General features: G+C 69.2%; 21 protein-coding genes. 14 read left to right on the forward strand and 7 right to left on the reverse strand.

All coding sequences use genetic code 11. The features are described 5' to 3' along the window. Positions 1-148: 148 nt before the first annotated feature. The 7 genes from lolD to MXC99_RS13375 form a co-directional block, all read right to left on the reverse strand. Positions 149-856, reverse strand: coding sequence for a lipoprotein-releasing ABC transporter ATP-binding protein LolD (gene lolD, locus MXC99_RS13345; protein WP_247725921.1), 708 nt, complete (start codon positions 854-856; stop codon positions 149-151). Next, positions 849-2,105, reverse strand: a complete 1,257-nt coding sequence (locus tag MXC99_RS13350; protein WP_247725922.1) for a lipoprotein-releasing ABC transporter permease subunit — start codon at positions 2,103-2,105, stop codon at positions 849-851. Before MXC99_RS13350 ends, lolD begins: the two co-directional genes overlap by 8 nt. Before the next feature lie 217 nt (positions 2,106-2,322). Beyond that, a complete protein-coding gene (locus tag MXC99_RS13355) occupies positions 2,323-2,490 on the reverse strand; it encodes a hypothetical protein (protein ID WP_170110011.1) in 168 nt (55 codons plus the stop codon). A 13-nt stretch (positions 2,491-2,503) separates the two neighbouring features. Then, positions 2,504-3,649, reverse strand: coding sequence for a YeeE/YedE family protein (locus MXC99_RS13360; protein ID WP_247725923.1), 1,146 nt, complete (start codon positions 3,647-3,649; stop codon positions 2,504-2,506). A gap of 19 nt (positions 3,650-3,668) precedes the next feature. After that, complete coding sequence (locus MXC99_RS13365; RefSeq protein ID WP_247725924.1) at positions 3,669-4,655, reverse strand: sulfurtransferase; 987 nt, start codon at positions 4,653-4,655, stop codon at positions 3,669-3,671. A 234-nt stretch (positions 4,656-4,889) separates the two neighbouring features. Continuing rightward, positions 4,890-7,082, reverse strand: coding sequence for a YgiQ family radical SAM protein (locus MXC99_RS13370; protein ID WP_247725964.1), 2,193 nt, complete (start codon positions 7,080-7,082; stop codon positions 4,890-4,892). 208 nt (positions 7,083-7,290) lie between these two features. Next, entirely contained in the window at positions 7,291-7,674 is a 384-nt protein-coding gene (locus MXC99_RS13375; RefSeq protein ID WP_247725925.1) for a hypothetical protein, read from the reverse strand. Between the two features lie 188 nt (positions 7,675-7,862). On the opposite strand from MXC99_RS13375, the gene MXC99_RS13380 reads away from it, so the two are divergent. The 14 genes from MXC99_RS13380 (at position 7,863) to MXC99_RS13445 (ending at position 24,984) form a co-directional block, all read left to right on the forward strand. Next, positions 7,863-8,963: a hypothetical protein gene (locus MXC99_RS13380; protein WP_247725926.1), complete on the forward strand. Its 1,101-nt coding sequence runs from the start codon at positions 7,863-7,865 to the stop codon at positions 8,961-8,963. Next, positions 8,960-10,675 carry a single-stranded-DNA-specific exonuclease RecJ gene (gene recJ, locus MXC99_RS13385; protein ID WP_247725927.1) on the forward strand — a complete coding sequence of 572 codons (1,716 nt, stop codon included), beginning with the start codon at positions 8,960-8,962 and terminating at the stop codon, positions 10,673-10,675. The genes MXC99_RS13380 and recJ overlap by 4 nt, the downstream gene beginning before the upstream one ends. 356 nt (positions 10,676-11,031) lie before the next feature. Further along, entirely contained in the window at positions 11,032-11,703 is a 672-nt protein-coding gene (locus tag MXC99_RS13390; RefSeq protein WP_247725928.1) for an OmpW/AlkL family protein, read from the forward strand. A gap of 325 nt (positions 11,704-12,028) precedes the next feature. Continuing rightward, the gene (gene pdhA, locus MXC99_RS13395) at positions 12,029-13,126 is read left to right on the forward strand and encodes a pyruvate dehydrogenase (acetyl-transferring) E1 component subunit alpha (protein ID WP_247725929.1); all 1,098 of its coding nucleotides are present in this window, start codon (positions 12,029-12,031) and stop codon (positions 13,124-13,126) included. A gap of 66 nt (positions 13,127-13,192) precedes the next feature. Continuing rightward, entirely contained in the window at positions 13,193-14,176 is a 984-nt protein-coding gene (locus MXC99_RS13400; RefSeq protein ID WP_247725930.1) for an alpha-ketoacid dehydrogenase subunit beta, read from the forward strand. Beyond that, positions 14,173-15,276: a dihydrolipoamide acetyltransferase family protein gene (locus MXC99_RS13405; RefSeq protein ID WP_247725931.1), complete on the forward strand. Its 1,104-nt coding sequence runs from the start codon at positions 14,173-14,175 to the stop codon at positions 15,274-15,276. The genes MXC99_RS13400 and MXC99_RS13405 overlap by 4 nt, the downstream gene beginning before the upstream one ends. 212 nt (positions 15,277-15,488) lie before the next feature. Next, positions 15,489-16,871, forward strand: a complete 1,383-nt coding sequence (locus MXC99_RS13410) for a helix-turn-helix domain-containing protein (protein ID WP_247725932.1) — start codon at positions 15,489-15,491, stop codon at positions 16,869-16,871. Then, entirely contained in the window at positions 16,813-19,548 is a 2,736-nt protein-coding gene (locus MXC99_RS13415; RefSeq protein WP_247725933.1) for a chemotaxis protein CheB, read from the forward strand. The genes MXC99_RS13410 and MXC99_RS13415 overlap by 59 nt, the downstream gene beginning before the upstream one ends. 47 nt (positions 19,549-19,595) lie before the next feature. Next, entirely contained in the window at positions 19,596-21,836 is a 2,241-nt protein-coding gene (locus tag MXC99_RS13420; RefSeq protein WP_247725934.1) for a putative bifunctional diguanylate cyclase/phosphodiesterase, read from the forward strand. A 78-nt stretch (positions 21,837-21,914) separates the two neighbouring features. Beyond that, on the forward strand, positions 21,915-22,094 hold the full coding sequence (locus tag MXC99_RS13425) for a lmo0937 family membrane protein (RefSeq protein ID WP_247725935.1): 180 nt from the start codon (positions 21,915-21,917) through the stop codon (positions 22,092-22,094). A gap of 90 nt (positions 22,095-22,184) precedes the next feature. Further along, positions 22,185-22,694, forward strand: coding sequence for a glycine zipper 2TM domain-containing protein (locus tag MXC99_RS13430; RefSeq protein ID WP_247725936.1), 510 nt, complete (start codon positions 22,185-22,187; stop codon positions 22,692-22,694). 145 nt (positions 22,695-22,839) lie between these two features. After that, positions 22,840-23,028, forward strand: coding sequence for a CsbD family protein (locus MXC99_RS13435; RefSeq protein WP_247725937.1), 189 nt, complete (start codon positions 22,840-22,842; stop codon positions 23,026-23,028). A 40-nt stretch (positions 23,029-23,068) separates the two neighbouring features. Further along, positions 23,069-23,512 (forward strand): PRC-barrel domain-containing protein, encoded by a 444-nt coding sequence (locus tag MXC99_RS13440; protein WP_247725938.1) that lies wholly within the window; start codon positions 23,069-23,071, stop codon positions 23,510-23,512. Between the two features lie 233 nt (positions 23,513-23,745). Next, complete coding sequence (locus MXC99_RS13445; RefSeq protein ID WP_247725939.1) at positions 23,746-24,984, forward strand: DUF2254 domain-containing protein; 1,239 nt, start codon at positions 23,746-23,748, stop codon at positions 24,982-24,984. Positions 24,985-25,048 lie beyond the last annotated feature (64 nt).

Below are 25,048 nucleotides of genomic sequence, written 5' to 3' on the forward strand. Positions count from 1 at the left end.
ACCCAGCGCGCAGTGCACCGCCATGGCCACCACGCTCGTCGTCAACACACGGGAGAAGGTTCTCGCCGAATCACCGCTGCCGGCATTCCGGAACGGGCAAAAGCGGCGCGCTTCCTGCGCGACGGAGGAAGCCGCGACCGGGCAGCCCTTACTCCAGTCGCCCGTCGCACAGCCGCAGGCTGCGCTGGGCGCGGGCGGCGAGGGTCTCGTCGTGGGTGACGATGATGAAGCTGGTCGCCAGGCGCGCGTTCAGCGATAGCATCAGGTCGAACACCACCCCGGCGGTGCGGCGGTCGAGGTTGCCGGTGGGCTCGTCGGCGAGCACGCAGGCGGGCTGGGTCACCAGCGCGCGGGCGATCGCCGCACGCTGGCGCTCGCCGCCGGAGAGTTCGCCGGGGGTGTGGTCGAGGCGGTGGCCCAGCCCCACTTCCTGCAGCATCGCGGCGGCGCGTGCATCGGCCGCGGCCTTGTCCATGCGCCGGATGTACAGCGGCATGGCGACGTTCTCGAGCGCGGTGAACTCGGGCAGCAGGTGGTGGAACTGGTACACGAAGCCGAGCGCGGCGTTGCGCAGCCGGCCGCGCGCGGCCTCCGACAAGGCCGAGAAATCCTGCCCCATCAGCCGCACCGCGCCGGCGCTGGGCACGTCCAGCCCGCCGAGCAGGTGCAGCAGCGTGCTCTTGCCCGAACCGGAAGCGCCGACGATGGCGAGGTGCTCGCCGCGGCCGACGCGCAGACTGACGCCGTCGAGCACCTTCACCGCCTCCGCCCCCTCGCGGAAATGCTTGGCCAGGCCGTCGCAGGCCAGCACCGGCGCCGATCCGGCGCCATCGTGCACGATCGCGGTCTCATTCATAGCGCAGCGCCTCCGCCGGATTGACCCGCGACGCCCGCCAGCTCGGGTACAGCGCGGCAAGCAGGGTGAGGACGAAGGACACCGAGACGATCGAGACGACATCGGCCGCCAGCACCTGCGAGGGCAGCTCGTTGATGTAGTAGATCTCCTTGTTCCACAGCGTGGCGCCGGTGAGCGCCTCCAGCGCCGGAATCACCACGTCGAGGTTGTGCGCGATCGCCAGCCCGCCGGCCACCCCCGCGGCCAGCCCGACGAAGCCGATGATCGTGCCCTGCAGCACGAAGATCGCCATGATCGACGCCGGGCTCGCCCCCAGAGTGCGCAGGATGGCGATGTCGGCGTATTTTTCCTGCACCGCCATCACCAGCGTGGACACGATGTTGAACGCGGCCACGGCGACGATCAGGAACAGGATCAGGGTCATCATCGTCTTTTCCAGCGCCACCGCGCGGAAGAAGTTGGCATGGCTGCGGGTCCAGTCGGCCACCGTCAGCCCGGCCGTACTGATCGTCAGCGCCAGCTCGCGCGCCACCCGTGGCGCGGCGAAGAGGTCGTCGAGCTTGAGCCGCACGCCGCTCACCGCATCGCCCAGCCGGTACAGCGCCTGGGCGTCGGCCAGATGCACCAGCGCGAGCGCGGAATCGTATTCGTACATGCCGGCCTCGAAAATGCCGACGACCTCGAACTGCTTCACCCGCGGCAGCACCGCGGCCGGCGTCACCAGCCCCTGGGGGGCGATCAGGGTGAGCTTGTCGCCCATCCGCACACGCAGCGCGTGGGCCAGGTCGCGGCCGAGGACGATGCCGAAGCGTCCCGGCTGCAACGCCTCGAACGCGCCGGCCTGCATGTGGCGGCCAAACTCGGCGACCTTGTCCTCTTCGGACGGAATCACTCCGCGCACAATCGTCCCCCGCACCGCCTCGTCGAAGGACAGCATGCCCTGCTCCTGCACGTAGGGCGCCGCCGCCTTCACTTCGGGATGGCGCTGCGCCTCCTCGGCGACCTGCTGCCAGGCCTCGAGGCCGCCGTCCACGCTGTGCACCTGGATGTGCGAGGCGACGCCGAGGATGCGGGTGCGCAGCTCCTCCTGGAAACCGTTCATCACCGAGAGCACGACGATCAGCGCGGCAACGCCGAGTGCAATGCCGAGCATGGAAACCAGCGAAATGAAGGAAATGAAGCGGTTGCGGCCCTGGGCCCGCTTGCGCGAACGCGTGTAGCGCAGGCCCACGAGGAATTCGTAGCGCATGGATGGTCGAGGGGTCCGGATGGGAAAGACAGCAACCCGGCATTGTGCCCGCGGATGGAGCACAAGGGGAGACTAAAGCGCGCCGGAATGTAAGCCCGGCACGGCCTGCGGCAAGGCCACCGCATCCGTCCGCCGGGCCATCGGCCGCGGCGGGCGCATGGGTGGTGCGCTTGTGCGCTCCCGGTCCAGCGGGAAGCCGGAACGGCCCCGGCCGGGCTCAGCGTCCCGAGCAGTGCCCGCCCGAGGCCATCTGTCCGCTGCCGAGCGCGATCGGCGGCGGCTCGACCCGCACACCGCTGGAATTGAGCGTATCGACCGCGACCAGTGCCAGCACCAGCCCCCAGAAGAGCGCGCTCGCGAGGCGAAAGAGTTTTTGTCCGTCCATGTCGTCCGCTCCTTCAGCCCGCCACCCGGCGGCGGATCCGCACACCGACGATCGAGCCGGCGAAAGCGAGTGCGAACCACACCCAGCCGTGCACGCTGGCCGAGGCGACGCCGCCGAAGAACGCGCCGACGTTGCAGCCGAAGGCCATCCGCGAGCTGTAGCCCATCACCAGCCCGGCGATGCTGGCGGCGATCAGGCGCCGTGCCGAAGGTGTGGCGAATGCGGCCGCACCGTTCCAGCGCGCCGCCACCAGGGCACCGTAGATCAGCCCGAGGTTGGTCACCGAAGTGACGTCGGCCAGCACCGGCTCGGTGAGCCGCGCCGCATGCGGCGCGCTCCCCCAGAACGGATCGCCCACCGGGCTCCAGCCCAGCGCCGCTGCGACTTTCGCCCCCCACACGCCGATGCCGTAGACGATCCCCCACGGCTGGCCGGCAACGACCAGGTGCGCGGTGTACAGCACGGCCAGCACGAGCGCGCCGATCCACCAGCGCCGCGCCCAGCCGCCGTAGCCCGACGCGACATCGAGCGCGCTGCGCAGCGCGGCCGGCTCACCGCTCAGCCGCGCCCGGCTGTTCTGGCGCGCACCGCGCGCTGCCAGCCAGGCCACCAGGGCGCAAGCGGCGACGGTGAGGAGCAGGGCGAGCGGCCAGCCGAGGACGAGCAGATCGACCGCGGGCAGGCCGCCGAGGGCGATCCAGGCGGGCTGGTGCGAGGCGCCGACGAAGCTGCCGATGGCGAAGGTGGGAAGCACCGCCACCGACAGCGGCGCACCGGCGCCGGCCTTGTACAAGGTGCCCGAGCCGCAGCCGTCGGCGAGCTGCATCGCGGCGCCGAACAGGAAGGCACCCAGCACCAGGCTGATCGTCAGCGGCGCCACCGCCCCCACCAGCTCACCCGGATTGGCCGCCAGCAGCGGCAGGGTCAGCGCCGCCGCCAGCGCGAGCAGCAGCATCTGCGCCCACAGGCCTTGCGGGTCGCGGCGTTCGATGTAGTCGCGCCAGCCGGTGGTGAAACCGAAGCGCGCGCCCTGCAGCGCCGCACCGAAGCCGATACCGAGCAGCGCCAGCAGGCCCTGGCGCAGACCGGCGGCAAGCGTCACCGCGAGCACGCCGGCGAGCCCGCCGAGGACGAACAACAACCGGATCAGCAGTCGCATTGCCGAAACTCCGCCGCGGTCACTTGTCCAGCGCGCGCTTGACATCCTGGATCAGGGCGGTCACGCGCGAGGGCTCATTTTCCATCGGCAGCGGGCTCTTGCTCCAGCCCACGATCGACTCGGGGTAGAGCTTGACCTGCTTGTTGCCGGCGATCTCGGACATCACGAACCAGTTGGTCGCCGCCCAGTGGCCGGTATTGCAGAACGACACCGCCGGGGCATCGGCCGCACCGGCCTGGGCCACCAGCGCCTTCAGTTCGCCCGCGGGCTTGAGCGTGGTGCCACCCTCGGGGAAGAACCGGGCGTTGTCGAGCGAACGCGCACCGGGCAGGGTGCCGTAGCGCGCCGCGGCATCGACACGCACCTCGCCGGAGTAGAACTTCGCCGGGCGCGCATCGATCAGCGCCGGCGCCTGGCCGGCCTCGAGGGCGGCGGCGAGCTCCTCGCCGCTGACGATCTGGTCCTGATCGTAGCGGTAGCTGAAGCGGCTGCGCGCCACCGCCGGCGCCGCGCTGTCGAGCGCGCCGCCGGCCGCCTGCCAGGCCTTGGTGCCGCCGTCGAGGATCGACAACCGGGTCAGGCCACCGACTTTCAGTGTCCAGTAGACTCGCGCCGCGGCGCCGAAGTCGGTGTGACTGGCGCCGCCATGGACCACCACCACCTGGGTGTCGGCATCGACCCCGGCAGCCTGCAGCAGTTCGGTGAGCGCGGCTTCGGCCGGCAACTGCCCGGGGTTGTCCTGCGGGCCGCGGTACTTGCCGTAGGGGGTGTTGATCGCGCCCGGGATATGGCCGGCGGCGTAGTCCTTGTCGGCGCGGATGTCGAGGATGCGCAGGTCGGTGCGGCCGAGCTGGGCTTTCAGCGCCTGCACATCGATCAGCGGCGGCAGGGTCGCGGCCACCGCCGCGGCTGCGCCGGCCGGCGCCTGGATGTGGGTGGTGGCCAGCGCCGGGAAAGCAGAGAAGGCGGCGGCGAAGGCGAGGGGGAGAATGACTTTTTTCAGCATGACTGCAATTTCCTCTGACGGTCGGGGGGCGGAAGCGAGGGCATCGTCTGCACACCGGCTTCCCGATTGTTGTCGGCAGAGCATAGACCGATTCTTTATCACCTAAAATACATCAAAAGTAACTTCATTATAACTAATTTCCATAAAACACCGAATCTGTGTTCCCGCGGCGCGCGCCCGACCGGGGCCGGAACGCAGTGGCGATCAGGCTGGGTTCGAGGCAGGAGACGGGACTCAGCGCCCGCGCGTCGGCTTGCGCGCGCCGCGCCCCTCGGGCCGTCGCGCCCTGGCCGATGGCGCTGCCTGCGCGCCCGCGGCGTGCCCCATCGACCGCCGTGGCGCCTCATCCTTGGTACGACCCGCCGGCTTCGCCGGAGCGGACGCTTGTTTGCCTTCCGGCGGCGTCCCGCGGGCGCATCCCGGCACCGCCGCAGCGGGCGGCGGCTGGCGCGGAATCAGGCAGTTCAGGCCATTGCCGATCAGCTCACCCCGCCCCATCTTGAGCAGACCCTCGCGCAGGATCGCCCAGTTCTCCGGGTCGTGCCAGCGCAGGAAAGCCTTGTGCAGCTTGCGGACCCTGCCGGCGCGGGCGGTCTCCACGACCTCCGAATCCGCCGACACCTTCTTCAGCGGATTCCTGCGCGAGTGGTACATCGTCGTCGCCAGCGCCATCGGCGTGGGCAGGAAGGTCTGCACCTGGTCGAGGCGGAAGTTGTGCTTCTTCAGCCACAGCGCGAGGTTCAGCATGTCCTCGTCGGTGCAGCCGGGGTGGGCGGCGATGAAGTAGGGCACCAGGTGCTGCTTCTTGCCCGCCTGCGCCGAGAACGTCTCGAACATCCGGCGGAATTCCTCGTAGGCGCCGATGCCCGGCTTCATCATCTTCGCGAGGGTGTTCTCCTCGGTGTGCTCGGGCGCGATCTTGAGCAGGCCGCTGACGTGGTGGGTGACCAGTTCCTTCACGTACTCGGGCGAGCGCACGGCGAGGTCGTAGCGCAGGCCCGAGCCGATCGTGATGCGCTTGATCCCCGGCACCGCCCTCGCCTTGCGGTAGAGCTCGACCAGCGACGAGTGGTCGGTGTTCAGGTTCTCGCAGATGCCCGGATACACGCAGGACAGGCGGCGGCAGTTCTGCTCGACCGCCTTGCTCTTGCACGCCATGCGGTACATGTTGGCGGTGGGTCCGCCGAGGTCGGTGATGTGGCCCTTGAAGTCGGGCGACTTGTCGCGGATCTCCTCGATCTCGCGGAGGATCGAGTCGTGCGAGCGGCTCTGGATGATGCGGCCCTCGTGCTCGGTGATCGAGCAGAAGGTACAGCCACCGAAGCAGCCGCGCATGATGTTGATCGAGAACTTGATCATGTCCCAGGCCGGAATGCGCGCCTCGCCGTAGGACGGATGCGGCGCGCGGGCGAAGGGGCGGCCGTAGACGAAGTCCATCTCCGGGGTGGTCAGCGGCAGCGGCGGCGGGTTGATCCAGACGTCGCGCGCGCCGGGGCCTTCGCCATGGCGCTGCACCAGCGCGCGGGCGTTGCCGGGGTTGGATTCGAGGTGGAACACGCGCGAGGCGTGGGCGTACAGCACCGGATCGTCCTTCACCTGCTCGTAGGACGGCAGGCGGATCAGCGTGCGTCCGCGCTGGGCGCGCCGCGCCGCAACGCGTTCGGCCGCCGGCACGATGCGCACCGGCTGGGCGCCGTCGGCGGCGGGCTCCGCGGCTGCCGCCGGCGCCATCGCATAGGGGTCGGGATGGGCGTCGATGCGGCCGGGCTTGTCGAGCGCGAGCGAATCGATCTCGACCCAGGGCTCGCCATCGTCCGCTTCCGGCAGCCAGCCCGGCTTGACCATGCAGGCGGTGCCGCGCAGGTCGCGGATCGCCGCGATCGGCTCGCCCGCCGCCAGGCGGTGGGTCAGCGCCACCAGGGCGCGCTCGGCGTTGCCGAACAGCAGCAGGTCGGCCTTGGAGTCGGGCAGCACCGAGCGCCGCACCTTGTCCGACCAGTAGTCGTAGTGCGCAATGCGGCGCAGGCTGGCCTCGATGCTGCCGACGACGATGTTGGCGTCGGGGAAGGCTTCGCGCGCGCGCTGGGCGTAGACGGTGACGGCGCGGTCGGGGCGGCGGCCGGCTTCGGCATGCGGCGTGTAAGCGTCCTCGGAGCGGATCTTGCGGTCGGAGGTGTAGCGGTTGACCAGCGAGTCCATGTTGCCGGCGGTGATGCCGAAATACAGGCGCGGCTTGCCCAGCGCGCGGAAGGGCTCGGCCGAGTGCCAGTCGGGCTGGCTGAGGATGCCGACGCGAAAGCCGTGGGCCTCGAGCAGGCGGCCGACCAGGGCCATGCCGAAGCTGGGGTGGTCGATGTAGGCGTCACCGGTGACGAGGATCACGTCGCACGCGTCCCAGCCGAGCGCCGCCATCTCGGCGCGCGACATGGGCAGGAAGGGCGCGGCGCGGTAGCCGGACACGGCATGCTCGAGAATGCCCGAGCCGCCGGCACCGCCCGGGTCCCGCACCGCAGCCGGTGAACGGGGAGCGGGAGATGAAGACGAGGAGCTTGATTTCATGGTGGCCGCCATTGTATCGGTGCCCTCCCGCCAAGAGGTATTGCCCCCTTTCCGTATTCCCTTCTCCAGGCTGCCGTCAGCCGATGCCGTGGCGCCGCATCCACTCCCGGAACGCCGCATCCACCGCCCCATCGGCGCCCGCCGCCGAGCCCCCCTCCGCCGCGGCCCCCCGCGGCTCACCGCCGCGCGCCCTCGACCGCTCGTGCAGCGCCGCCACCGTGCGCAACTGCACCAGCTGCAGCAGCATGTTCTCGACCAGCGCATGCGCGGCGATCGCCGCCATCATTTCCAGCCGGTCCTCGAGCAGCAGGCCGCAGGCCGCCAGGCGCGCATCGATTTCACAGAAATGGCTGGCCATCAGCCGCCGTGCATACTGCGCATCGATGGCCACGGCGCTGAAATCGAGCGGAGTTTCCGCCTCGATCTCGGCGATCAGTGCGCTCAGGTGTTCCGGGCTCATGGCCTTTCCTCCTCGATCAACCCCGTTTTCCTTCGACACACCGCGGCGCGCTCGGTTGCGCACTTGGTTGCACACTCGCCGGCGTTTCGATCGGGAACGCCCCGCCCCCGCGCACGCCCCGTGGCCGGCGCGGCAGCGCCCGATAGGCGCCGTGCTAGACTCGCGCCGCTTCCTCTCCTGTTCCCGTGATGCCGATCCAGCTCCTGATTCCCGGCCTGCTGTGGCCGTCCGCCAGCCTCGTCGGCCCCGCCAGCGGCCTGGCCCTGCCCGGACTGGAGCGCCTGCTCGGCCTCGGGCGCTGGCGGATCGGTGCCCCCGAACCGCTCGACCGCCGGCTCGCGCGCTGCTTCGGCCTCCCCCCGGCCACGGCCGGTGAGCCCTTGCCCCTGGCCGCGCTGCGCCGCCTCGGCGAAGCCGGCGGGCATGCCCGCGATCCTGCCCAGCGCGCCGAGGCCGATGCATTCTGGCTGTGCGCCGACCCGGTCAACCTGTCCTTCGCGCGCGAACACCTGCTGCTGAACGGCTTCGCCGAAGACGAGCTCGACGCTGCCGAGGCCGCGGAGCTGGTCGCTGCGCTCGACGAGGTCTTTGCCGATCTCGGCCGTTTCGAAGCGTGCGCACCGACACGCTGGTACCTGCGCCTGGCCGCAGCGACGCAGGTGAAGCTGTACCCGCTCGACGACGTCGTCGGCCGCCCGGTGAAGCATTTCCTCCCCGAAGGCGAAGACGCCCGCCAGTGGCAGCGGACGATGAACGAAGCACAGATCGTGCTGCACAACCATCGGCTCAACCGCCGCCGCGAAGAAGCCGGCCGGCGTGCGGTCAACAGCCTGTGGCTGTGGGGCGCGGGGGCGCTGAGCGCAGCGCCGCACGCGCCCTTTGCCGCCATCCAGGCCGTCGATCCGCTGAGCGCAGGGCTGGCCCGGGCCGCAGGCCTCGAACCCACCCCGCCGCAGCTCGAAACCGCCCTGCGCAGCGACACCCTGGTCCTGCTCGACACCCTGCATCGCGCAGCGCAGCAGCGCGACGTGGACGCTTGGCGCAGCGGTCTCGAAATGCTCGAGCGCGACTGGTTCGCTCCGCTTGCCGCGGCCCTCGGCGGTGGCACGCTCGATGCGCTGCACCTGAGCGCGCCGGGCGACCGCGGCACCCTGGAGCTCGACGTGCGCGCCCGCGACCGCTGGAAATTCTGGCGCAAGCCCTGCGCCTTCGGCACCCTGCTCGAAACACTCGCCCCGCTCCCCGGCCCGCCGCTTTCCGACGCCCCCCCTACCGCCGCCTCCCGATGAGCCCCGCCACCCCCCGCATCCAGCCCCGCGCCGTGCCGCAGCGCGCCTTCGACCGCCTCGCCGACGCCGGCCTGCATCCGCTGCTCGCCCGCCTCTACGCCGCGCGCGGCATCACCCGCGCCGACGAGCTCGACACCGCGCTGAAGAACCTGCTGCCGCCCGAGGCCCTCAGAGGCACCGGCGAAGCGGCGCAGCTGCTCGCCGACGCGATCGAGGCCGGCGCACGCCTGGTCATCGTCGCCGACTACGACTGCGACGGTGCCACCGCCTGTGCGGTCGGCATGCGCGCGCTGCGCGCCTTCGGCGCCGACGTGCACTATCTGGTGCCCGACCGCATCACCCTCGGCTACGGCCTCACTCCGGCGATGGTGGACATCGCCGCGCGGCTCGAGCCCGACGTGCTCATCACCGTCGACAACGGCATCGCCAGCGTCGAAGGCATCGCCGCCGCGCGCGCCCACGGCATGGCGACCGTGATCACCGACCACCACCTGCCCGGCGACGTCCTCCCCGCGGCCGACGTCATCGTCAATCCGAACCAGCCCGGCTGCGACTTCCCGAGCAAGGCGCTGGCCGGCGTGGGCGCGATGTTCTACACCATGCTCGCGCTGCGCGCCGAGCTGCGCGAGCGCGGGGCGTTTGCCGGCGGCAAGGAGCCCAACCTCGCCGCGCTGCTCGACCTGGTCGCGCTCGGCACCGTCGCCGACGTCGTCAAGCTCGACCGCAACAACCGCATCCTCGTCGCCCAGGGCCTCGCCCGGATGCGCGCCGGCCGCCTGCAGCCGGGCATCCGCGCCCTGTTCGCCCTCGCCGGGCGCGACCCGGCGCGCGCCAGCACGACCGACCTCGGCTTCATGATCGGCCCGCGCCTGAACGCCGCCGGGCGGCTATCGGACATGAGCCTGGGGATCGAATGCCTGATCACCGACGACCCGGGGCGGGCGATGAACATCGCCCAGGTGCTCGACCGCCTCAACCGCGAACGCCGCACGATCGAAGCCGGCATGCAGGAAGAAGCACTGCTACGGCTGGCGGGAATCAATGGCGAAGTGAGCGCCGGCAACCGCGCCACCATCGCCCTGTTCGAGCCCGACTGGCACCAGGGCGTGATCGGCATCGTTGCCGGCCGCATCAAGGAACGCCTGCACCGGCCCACGATCGCCTTCGCCCGCGCCGCCGACGGCGAGCTCAAGGGTTCCGGGCGCTCGATTCCCGGTCTGCACCTGCGCGACGCGCTCGACCTGGTGACCAAGCGCCACCCCGACCTCGTTCTGCGCTTCGGCGGCCACGCCATGGCCGCCGGACTCACCATCCGCGAGAGCGAACTGGCCGACTTCGACGCCGCCTTCGAGGAGGTCGTCGGCGAGCTGATCGCCCCCGCCGACCTGCAGCGCCGCATCGACACCGACGGCAGCCTCGAGTCCGGCTACTTCGCCCTCGATGCGGTGCGCATGCTGGAAGCGGAAATCTGGGGGCAGGACTTCCCCGCCCCGCTGTTCGACGACGTCTTCCGCGTCGAACGCCAGCGCCTGCTGAAAGATCGCCACCTCAAGCTCGAGCTGTCGCGCAGCGGCGTCCGCCATGAGGCGATCCGCTTCAACCACGCCGACGGCGCCGCCGCCCAGATCCACGCCGCCTACCGGCTCGGGATCAACGAATACAACGGCGTCAGCAGCGTGCAGCTGATGCTGGAGCACTTCGAAGCCGCCTGAGTGCGCCACGGCGCCGCAACGGCGCCATCCGTTCCGTTCCACCCCCGCGTTCGCCGATGGGCAGGCCGCAGTCCGCCAGGACTGCCGCTTGCCGCTTGCCGCTTGCCGCTTGCCGCTTGCGGCTTGCGGCTTGCGGCTTGCGGCTTGCGGCTTGCGGCTTGCGGCTTGCGGTGCAGCATCGTCGAAACACCGCTTCTGCAGTCAATATGATCACAACATGACGCATCGCACGATCAATATTATTGATCTCAATCAATCTTTTAACTCACACACCCTTGATTTGGATCAAATCCAGGCTTCCCTGTCGTCATAGCATGAGCGAACCCAGGATTTTTCACTCGCTCAGGAAGCTCAAAATGAAAACAAGCGCCCTTCTCTCTTCTGCCCTTGCACTCACCCTCGCCAGCCCGCTGGCAATGGCGCACAAGGAAGGCGATTTCATCGTGCGCGCCGGCGCCGCAGTGGTCGCCCCGCAGGACGACAGTTCCGCCGTCCGGGTCAATGGCAGCGCGGTGCCCGGCAGCAAGGCGACGATCGACAACAACACCCAGCTCGGCCTGACCCTGAGCTACATGCTGACCGACCACATCGGCATCGAACTGCTCGCGGCCACCCCGTTCAAGCACCAGGTCAAGGTCTCCGGCGTTGCCCCCGGCATCGACGGCAGGCTGGCCGAGTTCAAGCACCTGCCGCCGACCCTGTCGCTGCAGTATTTCCCGCTGGCGCCGGACTCGAAGTGGCAGCCCTACATCGGCGCCGGGATCAACTACACCCGGTTTTTCGACGAAGGCTTCAGCCGCGCACAGCGCGCCAACGGCTTTTCCGGCCTGGAACTGGACGAGTCCTGGGGCCTGTCGCTGCAGCTCGGCACCGACTACATGCTCACCGACCGGCTGATGGTCAACGCCGCGCTGTGGTACGTGGACATCGACACCACCGCCACCGCCAGGCTCGGCACCAGCAAGGTCGCGGTCGACGTCGATGTGGCCCCGTGGGTGTTCATGGTCGGCCTCGGCTACCGCTTCTGAGCGCCCGGCCGCTGCGGCGGCGATGCGCGGCCGATCCCTCCTGTGCGACCCTCCGGGGTCGCTTTTTTTGCGCCCGCATCGAGCGCTGCGACCGCCCCCGCGGCACTCCGAACGCATCGCACTTTATCGGTCCGGCTTGCACCGGAGCGGGAACATCGCCGCGGCAAGACGTTCCAAATATGCAAACGGCGGCACTGACGGATGACGAGAACCGCCCGACACACCTGCCGGCAAGGCCTCAACACCACTTGCACGGCGGGCCGCAACCGAAACCGCACCACCCCGGGCACCTGCGCACCACGCTCGACCTGAAAGGGAGACTGCGATGAGCACCGTCGCGCGTTTTCACATCGAACATGTCCGCCTGATCGACACCGAAGGCGAAGCCCTTGCGCCGCTGCCCGCGTTCGCACGCGACCCGGCCGCCCTCGTCCCCCTCTACCGTGCGATGTACCTGACGCGCACGTTCGACGCCAAGGCGATCGCCCTGCAGCGCACCGGCAAGCTCGGCACCTTCGCTTCGGCGCTCGGCCAGGAAGCGGTCGGCGTCGGTGTCGCCGCGGCGATGGACGCCGCGGACGTGCTGCTGCCGTCCTACCGCGAACATGCAGCCCAGCTCGTGCGCGGCGTGAAAGTCGAGGAAAGCCTGCGCTACTGGGGTGGCGACGAGCGCGGCTGCGACTTCTCCGGACCACGCAGCGACTTCCCCAACTGCGTGCCGATCGCCACCCAGGTCTGCCACGCCGCCGGCGCCGCCTATGCTTTCAAGCTGCGCGGCGAAGCGCGCGTGGCGGTGTGCTTCATGGGCGACGGCGCCACCTCCAAGGGCGATTTCTACGAAGGGATGAACTTCGCCGCGGTGTGGAACGCGCCGATGGTGCTGGTAGTCAGCAATAACCAGTGGGCGATCTCGCTGCCGCGCAGCGCACAGAGCGCCACTGCGACGCTGGCGCAGAAGGCGATCGCAGCCGGCATCGACGGCATCCAGGTCGATGGCAACGACGTCGTCGCCGTGCACCACGTCGCCCGCGAGGCGATCGAGCGCGCGCGCAGCGGCGGCGGGCCGACCCTGATCGAGGCCCTGACCTACCGCCTCGGCGACCACACCACCGCCGACGACGCCTCGCGCTACCGCGACCCCGCGCTGGTGCAGGAACAATGGGCGCTCGAGCCGATCGCCCGCCTGCGCAAGCACCTCCTGCACCTGGGCGCATGGAGCAAGGAGCAGGAAGAAGCGCTCGCCCACGAATGCACCGAAACGGTCAACGCCGCGGTCGAAGCCTATCTCGCCACCCCGCCCCCGGACACCGCGGCGATGTTCGACTACCTTTACGCCACCTTGCCCGCCGCCTTGCAGGGACAACGCGCCAGCGCGCTGCGCTTTGCGCCGCACGACGGCGGGGACAGCGGCAAATCGCCTTGAGCGGGGCCGCCATGCGGCTCCGGCATCGCCCGGACAATCGACTCATCGACACGCGCGGAGGGGAACATGGCTGAGCTCAATCTTGTGGAAGCAGTCAACCAGGCGCTCGCCCACGCCCTCGCCCACGACCCCGCGGTGGTGCTGCTGGGCGAGGACATCGGCGCCAACGGCGGCGTGTTCCGCGCCACCCTCGGCCTGCAGCAGCGCTTCGGCGCGGAGCGGGTGATCGACACCCCGCTCGCCGAAACGGCGATCGCCGGCACCGCCGTGGGGATGGCGGCGATGGGGCTGAAGCCGGTGGCCGAGATCCAGTTTTCCGGCTTCCTCTACCCGGCGCTGGATCACCTGATCAACCACGCCTCGCGCCTGCGCAACCGCAGCCGCGGGCGGCTGTCCTGCCCGCTGGTGCTGCGCACCCCCTGCGGCGCCGGCATCCACGCCCCCGAGCACCACTCCGAAAGCCCCGAGGCGATGCTTGCCCACGTCCCCGGCCTGCGCGTGGTGATGCCGTCCTCGCCGGCACGCGCCTACGGCCTGCTGCTGGCCGCGATCCGCGACCCCGACCCAGTGATCTTTCTCGAGCCGACGCGGCTCTACCGCCTGTTCCGCCAGGACGTCGCCGACGACGGCGAGGCCCTGCCGCTGGACGTGTGCTTCACCCTGCGCGGCGGCACCGATCTCACCCTGGTGAGCTGGGGAGCGATGATGCACGAGACCGAGGCCGCCGCCGACGCCCTCGCCGCCGAGGGGGTGATGGCCGAAGTGATCGACCTCGCCACCCTCAAGCCGCTCGACATGGCGACCATCCTCGAGTCGGTGGCGCGCACCGGGCGCTGCGTGATCGTCCATGAAGCCGCGCGCACCGCCGGGCTCGGCGCCGAGATCGCCGCCGGCCTCGCCGAGGAAGGCCTGTATTCCCTGCTCGCTCCGGTGCAGCGTGTCACCGGCTACGACACCGTGATCCCGCTCGCGCGGCTCGAACAGCAGTACCTGCCGAGCGTGGCGCGCATCGTCGCCGCGGCGCGGCGCACCCTGGAGGAGGCATCATGAAGATCTTCAAGCTGCCCGACCTGGGCGAAGGCCTGCAGGAGGCCGAAATCGTCGAATGGCACGTCAAGGCCGGCGACGACATCGCCGCCGACCAGCCGCTGGTGTCGGTGGAGACGGCAAAGGCGATCGTCGAGATTCCCTCGCCGCATTCCGGCCGTATCGTCAAGCTGTACTGCGAGGCCGGCCAGCTCGTCCATGTCGGCGCCCCGCTGGCGGGCTTCGAGGGCGCGGACGAGGACGCCGACAGCGGCACCGTGGTGGGCGAAGTGCAGGTCGGCCAGGAAGTCCATGCCGAAGCCCCAGCCGCGATCGGCGCCGGCCCGTCGGCGGTCCGCGCCACTCCCGCGGTGCGCGCGCTGGCCCGTCAGCTCGGCATCGAACTGGCGATGGTCGCCCCTTCGGGCGCAGACGGCATCATCACCCGCAGCGACGTCCAGCGCGCAGCGAAGGAGCTCGCCGCCGCCGGCCCCGCCGAGCCGCTGCGCGGCGTGCGTCGGGCGATGGCGCAGAACATGGCGCTGGCCCAGGCCGAAGTCGCCGCCGCCACCGTGATCGACGACGCCGACATCCACGCCTGGGCGGCCGACAGCGACATCACGATCCGCCTGGTGCGTGCGCTGGTCGCCGGCTGCCGCGCCGAGCCCGCGCTCAACGCCTGGTACGACGGCCACTCGATGGGCCTGCGCCGGCTCGAGCGGGTCGACGTCGGCATCGCCGTGGACCTCGCCGAGGGCCTGTTCGTGCCGGTGCTGCGCGACGTCGCCCAGCGCGACGCCGCCGACCTGCGCCGCGGCCTCGACCGCATGCACGCCGACGTCCTCGCACGCAAGATTCCCGCCGAGGAACTGCGCGGGAGCACGATCACGCTGTCGAATTTCGGCATGATCGCGGGCAAGTACGCCGCCCCCGTCGTCGTCCCGCCCACCGTCGCCATCCTCGGCGCCGGCCGTGCCCACGACCAGGTCGTGGCGGTCGAGGGGGTCGCGGTGGTGCATCGGGTGCTGCCGCTGAGCCTGACCTTCGACCACCGCGTGGTCACCGGCGGTGAGGCCGGCCGCTTCCTCGCTGCGGTGATCGCCGATCTGCAACGGGCGGACTAAGGCCGGCCTGGCGCCACCAAGACCCGCTGCGGGCCTGTCCGGGCCTGCCGCGGGCGGAGCTTTTTCCATCAAGGCGGCGGAAACGGCTTGACGGTGGATCGTCTGTGCACCACTACACATAAGCACACAGGAGACTGACTTCGCCTCGTGCGCCCTGCACCTGGCCCTGCAATCGGGCGCACGCGGCCCCCTGCACCGCGAGGAGATCGGCAATGAGCGCTCCATCGACGCCGAGCACCGGGCAAAACCGCATCCTGGCGGCCCTTCCGGCGGCGGACTACGCCCGCCTGGCGGACGATCTCGAACGCGTCACCCTGCCGCTGGGCCACATTCTGTATCAGCCGGGCGACGCGCTCGGCTTCGTGTACTTTCCGACCTCCTGCATCGTGTCGCTGGTATTCACGACCGAGGACGGCTCTTCGGCCGAACTGGCCATGACCGGCTGCGACGGCCTGGTGGGCATTCCGCTGGTGCTGGGCGGCAAGGCGACGACGCACAAGGCGGTCGTCCAGAGCGCGGGCACGGCCTACCGCGTGCGCGCCGAGGTGATGGCCTGGGAACTCGACCAGCACGGCAACCTGCTGCGCCTGTGCCTGTGCTACACCCAGGCGCTGATGACACAGATGGCGCAAAGCGTAGTCTGCAACCGGCATCACACCGTGGACCAGCAGCTGTGCCGCTGGCTCCTGCTCAGCCTCGACCAGTTGCCCGGCAATCAGCTCGACATGACGCAGGAACTGATCGCCAGCATGCTCGGCGTGCGCCGCGAGGCGGTGACCGAAGTCGCCGGGAAACTGCAGGCGGCTGGCCTGCTCCACTATCGCCGCGGACACATCACGGTGACCGACCGCACCGCCCTCGAGGCCCGCACCTGCGAATGCTACCGAGTCGTCCGCACCGAGTACGAGCGCCTCTATCATCTGGCCCCGGCGAGCCTGCGCTGGGACCGGGCGCGACCAAACCCGGCCACCCTGCGCAAACGTGCCGAAACCCGCCTGCAGCAGGACCGCCCGCCCCTGCCGGATACGCAATGGGAAAGCACGCGCCTGCTGCACGAACTGCAGGTTCATCAGATCGAGCTCGAGATGAACAACGAGGAGCTGCGCCACGCCTACGACGAGGCCGATACCCTCCGCAGGAAATACGCCGACATCTACGACTTCGCACCGCTGGCCTATTTCACCCTCGATGCACAGGGCGTCATCGTCCAGTTCAACCTTGCCGGAGCGATCCTGCTCGGCATCCAGCGCTCGCAGACCCGGCCGTATCGCTTCGCCGCCTTCGTCGAGCCGGATTACCTGCCCGTGTTCAACCGCTTCCACGAAGCGGTGCTGCAGGGCAGGTGCCGGGAACGCTGCAAGCTTCGTCTGACGGCGACCAGCCAGCGTGGCGCGAAGGCGGTCAGCATCGAGGCGGTGGCGGACGAAAGCGGCCAGGAATGCCGCATGGTGGTGATTGACAGCGGCACGGAAAAACGCGACAAGCAGGCACCGCCCCGACAGGCTGCCGCCTGCCACCACCAGGTATCCACCGACCATGCCGCGCACGCCGCCCCGCACACGACCGCACCCCCCGCCCGCCAACGCAGCAGCTGAAGCCGCTGCGCAAGCGCCCTTTCCGATCGTCGGCATCGGTGCCTCCGCCGGCGGGCTCGAGGCCCTCGAACTGGTCCTGGGGCACATGCCGCCGGCCTGCGGACTAGCCTTCGTCGTCATCCAGCACCTCGATCCGGCCTACAAGGGCATCATGGTCGAGCTGCTCCAGCGCACCACCGCGATGCCCGTCGTCCAAATCGCGGACGGGATGAAGGTCGAGCCGGAGCACGTCTATGTGATTCCGCCCAACCGCGATGTGTCCATCCTGCACGGAGTGCTGTATCTGCTCGAGCCGGCCGCGCCACGCGGCCTGCGCCTGCCGATCGACTACTTCTTCCGCGCCCTGGCCGACGACCAGCAGGAGCGCAGCATCGGCGTCATCCTCTCGGGGATGGGCTCGGACGGCACCCTGGGCCTGCGCGCGATCAAGGAGAAGGCGGGCGCGGTGTTCGTCCAGTCCCCGGCCTCGGCCAAGTTCGACGGCATGCCCCGCAGCGCGATCGAGGCCGGTCTGGCCGACCTCATCGCCCCAGCCGAGGAACTGCCGGACAGGATCATCGCCTATCTCCAGCACCTCCCGGCGCCACTCCGCGCGCCCGACCCGGTGCAGGCGGACACCGACCAGAGCGGGCTCGATAAGGTTCTGCTGCTGCTGCGCGCGCACACCGGCCACGACTTCTCGCTGTACAAGAAGAGCACACTGTACCGCCGCATCGAGCGCCGCCGGGGCCTGCACCAGCTGCCCCGGATCGCGGACTATGTCCGCTACCTGCGCGAGAATCCGCACGAAACCGAATTGCTGTTCAAGGAACTGCTGATCGGTGTCACCCGCTTCTTCCGCGACCCGGCGGTATGGGAGCAGTTGCAGACCGAGGTGATCCCGGCGCTGCTCGCCGCCCACCCCGACGGCGGCACCCTGCGGGCGTGGACGCCGGGCTGTTCGACCGGCGAAGAAGCCTACTCGCTCGCCATCGTCTTCCGCGAAGCGCTGCAGCGGCTCGATCCGGCGGCCCACTACGCCTTGCAGATCTTCGCCACCGACCTCGACCACGACGCCATCGACAAGGCGCGGGCCGGCGTCTACCCGGCCAACATCGCCGCAGACGTCGCCGAAGACCGCCTGCGCCGCTTTTTCGTGCAGGAGGAGCGCGGCTACCGGGTGGGTAAGGAGATCCGCGAAATGGTGATCTTCGCCCCCCACAACCTGGTCATGGATCCGCCGTTCACCAAGCTCGACCTGCTGAGCTGCCGCAACCTCCTGATCTACCTCGAGGCCGAACTGCAGAAGAAGCTGCTGCCGCTGTTCCACTACAGCCTCAATCCCGGCGGCATCCTGATGCTGGGCAGCGCGGAGACGGTCGGCGACGCGGCTGCCCTGTTCATGCCGCGGCCGGGCCGGACTCGGCTCTACCAGCGCCGGGACAAGGAGATGCGGGCGGCGCTGGCCGAGTTTCCATCCGCCTTCGTGCGCCAGCACGCGCGCACCGACCCGGTGGCGGGATCGGCCCCTCCGGTGCAGACGCCGCTGTCCGCCCCCAACCTGAAAGCGCTGACCGAATCCCTGCTACTGCAGCACTATTGCCCGGCCGCCGTGCTGACCAACGACAAGGGCGACATCGTCTATGTCAACGGCAAGACCGGCAGGTACCTGGAGCCGGCCGCCGGCAAGGCAAACCTCAACGTCTTTGCCATGGCCCGGGAAGGCTTGAGCAGCGCGCTCGATGCCGCCTTCGCCAAGGCCGTCCGGCACAAGGTCACGGTGCTGCTCAAGGCGGTGCCGGTCGGAACCGAAGGCGGGACCCAGTTCATCGACCTCACCGTGCACCCGCTGGCCGAACCGGCCGCCCTGCTGGGGATGGTCCTGATCGTGTTTGCCAACATCGCCCCGCCGGCGGCCGCGAACGCCTCGGAGCAGAGCGGACCTAGCGCCGACGATCACCTCAGGCTCGCCGCCGTGGCCGACCAGCTCAAGCAGTGCCGCGACGAACTGCAGATCACGCGCGAAGAGATGCAGTCCTCGCAGGAAGAACTCAAGTCCGCCAACGAAGAACTCCAGTCCACCAACGAAGAACTGCAAAGCACCAACGAGGAGCTGACCACCTCCAAGGAAGAGATGCAGTCGATGAACGAGGAGCTGCAGACGGTCAACCACGAACTGCAAGCCAAGGTCGACGAGTTATCGCAGGCCGGCGACGACATGAAGAACCTGCTCAACAGCACCGACATCGCCACCCTGTTCCTGGACGACGAACTCAAGGTGCGGCGCTTCACCACCCAGACTACGAGCATCATCAAGCTGATCCCCGGCGACGCCGGCCGGCCCGTCACCGACCTCGTCACCGAGCTCGACTACCCGACGCTGGCCGAGGATGTGCACGAGGTCCTGCGCTCGCTGATCTTCCACGAGCGCCAGGTGCCCACCCGCGACGGGCGCTGGTTCACGGTGCGGATCATGCCCTACCGCACCCAGGACAACCGCATCGACGGGGTGGTGATCACCTTCATCGACATCAGCATGACCAGAGCGCAAGAGGAAACCTTGCGCGAGGCCCTGTCGGCCCTGCGCGGACGCTTCGCGGCGCAGACCGGCGAGCTCGACCGGGCCCGGGCGCTGGAGCTGGCATTGAAGAAGGCACAAGCTATCCTGGAAAAGCGCCTCACCAGCCAGAAGACGTAACGCCGTGCTGGCGGGGCAAGGACAAGGGGGGAGGTGGAAAAAAGGACATGAAAGCAGGCAAGCTTCCCGGCGCCGCCGAACTGCGCCGGCGCGCCGAACAGCACCTGCGCGGCATCGCACGCCCCCCTCGCGTGCAGCCCGAAACACAGCGCCTGCTGCATGAGCTGCAGGTGCACCAGATCGAGCTTGAGCTGCAGAACGAGGAGCTGCGGGCCTCGCGCGCGCTGGTGGAAGCCGGGCTTGCGCGCTACACCGACCTCTACGACTTTTCGCCGGTGGGCTACTTCACGCTGGAGCGCGACGGCACAATCCTGCAGACCAACCTCACGGGCGCGCGCCTGCTCGGCATCGAGCGCACCCGGCTGACGGGCAGGCGCTTCGGCGCCTTCGTCGCCGCGGCCGATCTGGCGGGCCTCGACGCCTTCCTGCAACAGGTCTTCACGGCGCAGCCCCACCCCGCCTGCGAACTGCACCTGAACGGCGAGGGGCGACCGCCGCTGATCGTGCAGATCGAGGCCACGCTTGGCGCCGATGGGCAGGCCTGCCACGCCGTGGTCACGGACATCACCGCGCGCGCGCAGGCCGAAGCCCGCCTGCAACTCGCCGCCAGCGTGTTTACCCACGCCCGCGAGGGCATCATCATCACCAGCGCGGCGGGCACGATCCTCGAAGTCAACGCCGCCTTCACCCGGATCACCGGCTACCGCCGCGACGAAGCGCTCGGGCGCGACCCGCGCATGCTCGACTCCGGCGTGCAGGGGCCGGAGTTCTACGCCGCGATGGCGATGGCGCTGGCGCGCGACGGCCAGTGGTCGGGCGAGATCTGGAACCGGCGCAAGAGCGGCGAGGTGTATGTCGAATCGACCACCATCAGCGCCGTGCGCGATGCCGACGGCAGGACGCGGAACTACGTCACCCTGTTCACCGACATCACGGCGATGAAGGCGCACCAGCAGCAGCTTGAGCACATCGCCCACTACGACGCCCTGACCAACCTGCCCAACCGCGTGCTGCTCGCCGACCGCCTGCAGCAGGCGATGCTCCAGTGCGAACGGCATGAGCGGGCGCTCGCCGTGGCCTACCTCGACCTCGACGGCTTCAAGGTGGTGAATGACCGGCACGGCCACAACACCGGCGATGAACTGCTCATCGCCCTCGCCCACCGCATGAAGACGGCGCTGCGCGAAGGCGACACCCTGGCGCGTATCGGCAGTGACGAGTTCGTCGCAGTGCTGGTCGACCTGGAGGAGGTGCAGGACTGCGTCCCGGTGCTCGTCCGCCTGCTGCAGGCCGCCGCCGCGCCGGCGACGGTGGGCGACGCGCTGCTCCACGTGTCCGCCAGCATCGGCGTCACCCTCTACCCGCAGGACGCCGCCAATGCCGACCAGCTGATGCGCCATGCCGACCAGGCGATGTACCAGGCCAAGCAGGCGGGCAAGAACCGCTACCACCTGTTCGACGTGGTCCAGGACGTGGCCCTGCAGAGCCGCCACGAGAGCCTGGAGCATATCCGCCGCGCGCTGGCGCAGCGCGAGTTCGTGCTCTACTACCAGCCCAAGATCAACATGCGGACGGGCGTGGTGATCGGCGCCGAAGCCCTGATCCGCTGGCAGCACCCCGAGCGCGGCCTGCTGCTGCCGACCGCCTTCCTGCCCATCATCGAGGACCACCCGATCAGCGTCGAACTGGGCGAATGGGTGCTGGCTGCCGTGCTCGCCCAGATGAGCGCCTGGCATGCCGCAGGGCAGGGCATCCCGGTCAGCGTGAACATCGGCGCCCACCAGCTGCAGCAGGACGAGTTCGTCCCGCAGCTCACCGCCCTGCTGCTCGCCCATCCCGATGTCCAGCATCGCTTTCTGGAGCTCGAAGTGCTGGAAACCAGTGCCCTCGAAGACATGGCGCATGTCTCGGAGGTGATGCATGCCTGCCATGCGCTCGGGGTGCGCTTCGCGCTGGACGACTTCGGCACCGGCTACTCCTCGCTCACGTATCTGAAGCGGCTTCCGGCCGAACGGCTCAAGATCGACCAGAGCTTCGTGCTCGGCATGATCGACGACGCCGATGACCGCGCGATCGTCGAAGGCGTGATCGGCCTGGTGCGGGCCTTCCACCGCGAGGTGATCGCCGAGGGCGTGGAAACCGCCGCGCACGGCGAGCTGCTGCTGGCGCTGGGCTGCGACCTCGCCCAGGGCAATGGCATCGCCCGGCCGATGCCGGCCGCGGACCTGCCCGCCTGGGTGGCGAGCTGGCACCGCGCATGGCCCGAGCGCCGCTGCACCGCACACTGATCGCAGGCCCCGCGCACTGCGGCTCATCGGCACTTGTGTGCGCTGGAAGACAGACAGCCCCCACCGACAGGATCACCAATGAAGCTCGTCTGGACAAGAACGGAGGGCGCCATGCTCTACACCATCGCCATCGTACTGCTGATCCTGTGGCTACTCGGGCTGGTCACCTCGACCACGCTGGGTGGCTTCATCCACATCCTGCTGGTGATCGCCCTGGTCGTCGTCCTGCTCAGAGTGATCAGCGGGCGCGGCATCTGAACCGCGCCCCGGTCGCCGTCCGCCTGCCCGCACCGGCGCCGAGGCGCCCTGCCGGCTCACGGCACGTTCGACTCGCGTTGGAGATCTGCAATGAAAACGACCCATCGACTCGCCGCGCTGCTGGGGCTCGCCGGCATGCTCACGCTCGGCGCCTGCGGGACCACCAGCGATCCTTACAACCCGGTCGGCGCCGGCTCCTCCAACCAGAGCAACGTCTATGCCGGATACGGCATCATCCATTCCATCGAACGGGTGAGCCAGGCCAGCGCGACAACCGGTACCAGCACCGGCATCGGCGGCACCGGCATCGGTCTGGGCACCGTCGCCGGAGCCGTCGTCGGCGGCGTCGTCGGTCATCAGGTCGGGAGCGGAAGCGGCAACACGGCCGCGACCGTGCTCGGTGCCGCAGGCGGTGCCTATATCGGCCACGAAATCGAAAAACGCCAGCAGCAGGACCGGCAGCACCAGACGGTGGACGCCTACAAGATCACCGTACGCATGGAAAACGGCGGCTATCAGGCCCTGATGCGGAGCACTGCCGACGACCTCAGGGTCGGCGACCACGTGCGGATCGTGAACGGCAGCGTCGAGCGCTATTGATCTGCCGCGCTTTCCGCAACGTGCGCCAATGTGCCCTGACGTACAGACCGCCCCCGCGCCACCGGGCATCCTGTGTCCGACGTGACGCCGGAAACCCGGCTCCACGCTGCGCTCGATCGCCGAGGCAGATTTTCAGGAGACAGCAATGAACAAGGATCAAGTCAAAGGCAGGATGAAAGAAGCGCAAGGCAAGGTGAAGGAAGTCACCGGCAAGGTCATCGGCAGCCAGCGCCTGGAAGACGAAGGCAAGATCGAGCAGGCCGTCGGCAAGGTCCAGGCCGGCTATGGCGACCTCAAGGAAGACATCAAGGATGAAATCAAGAAAGCCGACTGAACCCGCCTTTCATTGCAGGCTTTCATTGCAGGAGTAGACCATGAACTACGAAGAACGCGACACCTATGGCATGTACAAAGCCACCGCCGGCCTCACGCCGGGCCCCGCTACGGAGCGGGGACCCGGCCCCCACCTGATGGGCGCCGATACGCTGATCGGAAACGACGTCTACAACCGGCAGGAAGACGATCTGGGCGAGATCAAGGAAATCATGCTGGACGTGCACAGCGGCCGCGTGGCCTATGCGGTGCTGTCCTTCGGCGGCTTTCTCGGTATGGGCAAAAAACTCTTCGCCGTGCCCTGGAGTGCGCTGACCCTCGACACCGAGCACAAGCGCTTCGTGCTGGACATCGACAAGGAACGTCTCGCCAGCGCGCCCGGTTTCGACAAGGACCACTGGCCCGACATGGCAGACCCGGCATGGACGCAGTCGATCCATTCCTACTACCGGACCAAGCCGTATCCGGACGACCCGCGCCACTGAGCGCAGATAAAGGCTGAACAGCAGGGCCGCGCCAATCTAACCGGCCGTCTAGCGACTCCGCTGTTCACCACGGCCCCCGGGCTTGGGAGGATGGCGCCCGGGGGCCGGAACGCCCCGGAACCGGGACATGCGGCGCTGCGGCAGGTCCCGGCCGTGCGTTCCCCTGCGCTTGTAAAGCAGCGAAAGAGAGCGAACCGAAGCGACAGCACCCTGCAAGACAACAGGAACCAGGCGTGCCAACACAACTGCGCTGGCTAATCACCGAACTCGCCCGCCGCCTCTGGGTGCGGGCCAGCCTGTTCGCCGTCGCCGGCATTCTCACCGCAATCGCCGCGATCGCCCTCGCGCCGCTCATTCCCGCCGACTGGTCGGGCAAGATCGGCGCCGCTTCGATCGGCAACGTGCTGCAGATCCTCGCCTCGAGCATGCTCGCGGTGACGACGTTCTCGCTGGCGACCATGGTCGCCGCCTATGCCACCGCATCGAGCGCAACGACGCCTCGGGTGGCCGAACTCCTGATCCAGGACAGCAGCGCACAAAATGCGCTGGCCACCTTCGTCGGCAGCTTCCTCTTCAGCCTGGTCGGCATCATCGCCCTCAATGCGGGCGTGTATGGGGACAGTGGCCGTGTCGTGCTGTTCGTGGGCACGATCGGGGTCATCGCCATCATCGTCATCACCCTGCTGCGCTGGATCGATCTGCTGGCGCGTTTCGGACGCGTGGGCGATGCCATCGACCGCGTCGAGGCCGTCGCCGCCCATACCATGCGCGCGCGCTGGAAACACCCCTGTATCGGCGGCCGAATGCGGATCGGACCGGCCCCGGCAGTAGCCTGCGTCGCAAGCACCAAGATCGGCTACGTGCAGCATATCGACGTGGCCGCGCTGGAGCGGATCGCCCGCCTGGGCGGCGGCGAGATCCATGTCGAGGCCCTGCCGGGCGACTTCGTCGACACGGTCGTGCCGATCGCCTGGCTCGACTTCGTCGCCGACGCTGGAACGCTGCAGGCCGTGCGCGAGGCGTTCAATGTCGCCGCGCGGCGCTCCTTCGACCAGGACCCGCGCTTCGGCATCATGGTGTTGTCGGAGATCGCATCCAAGGCGCTGTCACCGGCGGTCAACGACCCGGGCACCGCGATCGCCACCCTCGCCTCCCTGGTGCGCGTTCTCGCCATCCTGGCCGAAGCCCGCGACGAGGACAGCGAGATTTTCTATCCGCACGTGTTCGTTCCGCCGCTTGCCGTAGAGGATCTGTTCAACGATGCATTCTCGCCCATTTCCGAGTCCGGGGCGGGGACGCTGGCCGTGGGCATCCGGCTGCAGAAGACCCTGCTGTCGTTGTCCCGCCTCGGCCACCCGGCCTTCCAGGCGGCGGCGCGACAACAGTCGCAGCGGGCGCTGGGACGTGCCCGGCACACCTTGCCGCTGGCCGAAGACGTGGCCAGGCTCGAGCGCCTGGCAGCCAGGTTCTGACGGGCGCAGCACCCACGGCAACCCAGCGCACACGCCGTATCGAACAGCCCGGCGGCCCCTTCCG

Source organism: Thauera aromatica (genome assembly GCF_023093595.1).
In the GTDB taxonomy this organism is placed as follows: Bacteria; Pseudomonadota; Gammaproteobacteria; order Burkholderiales; family Rhodocyclaceae; genus Thauera; species Thauera aromatica_A.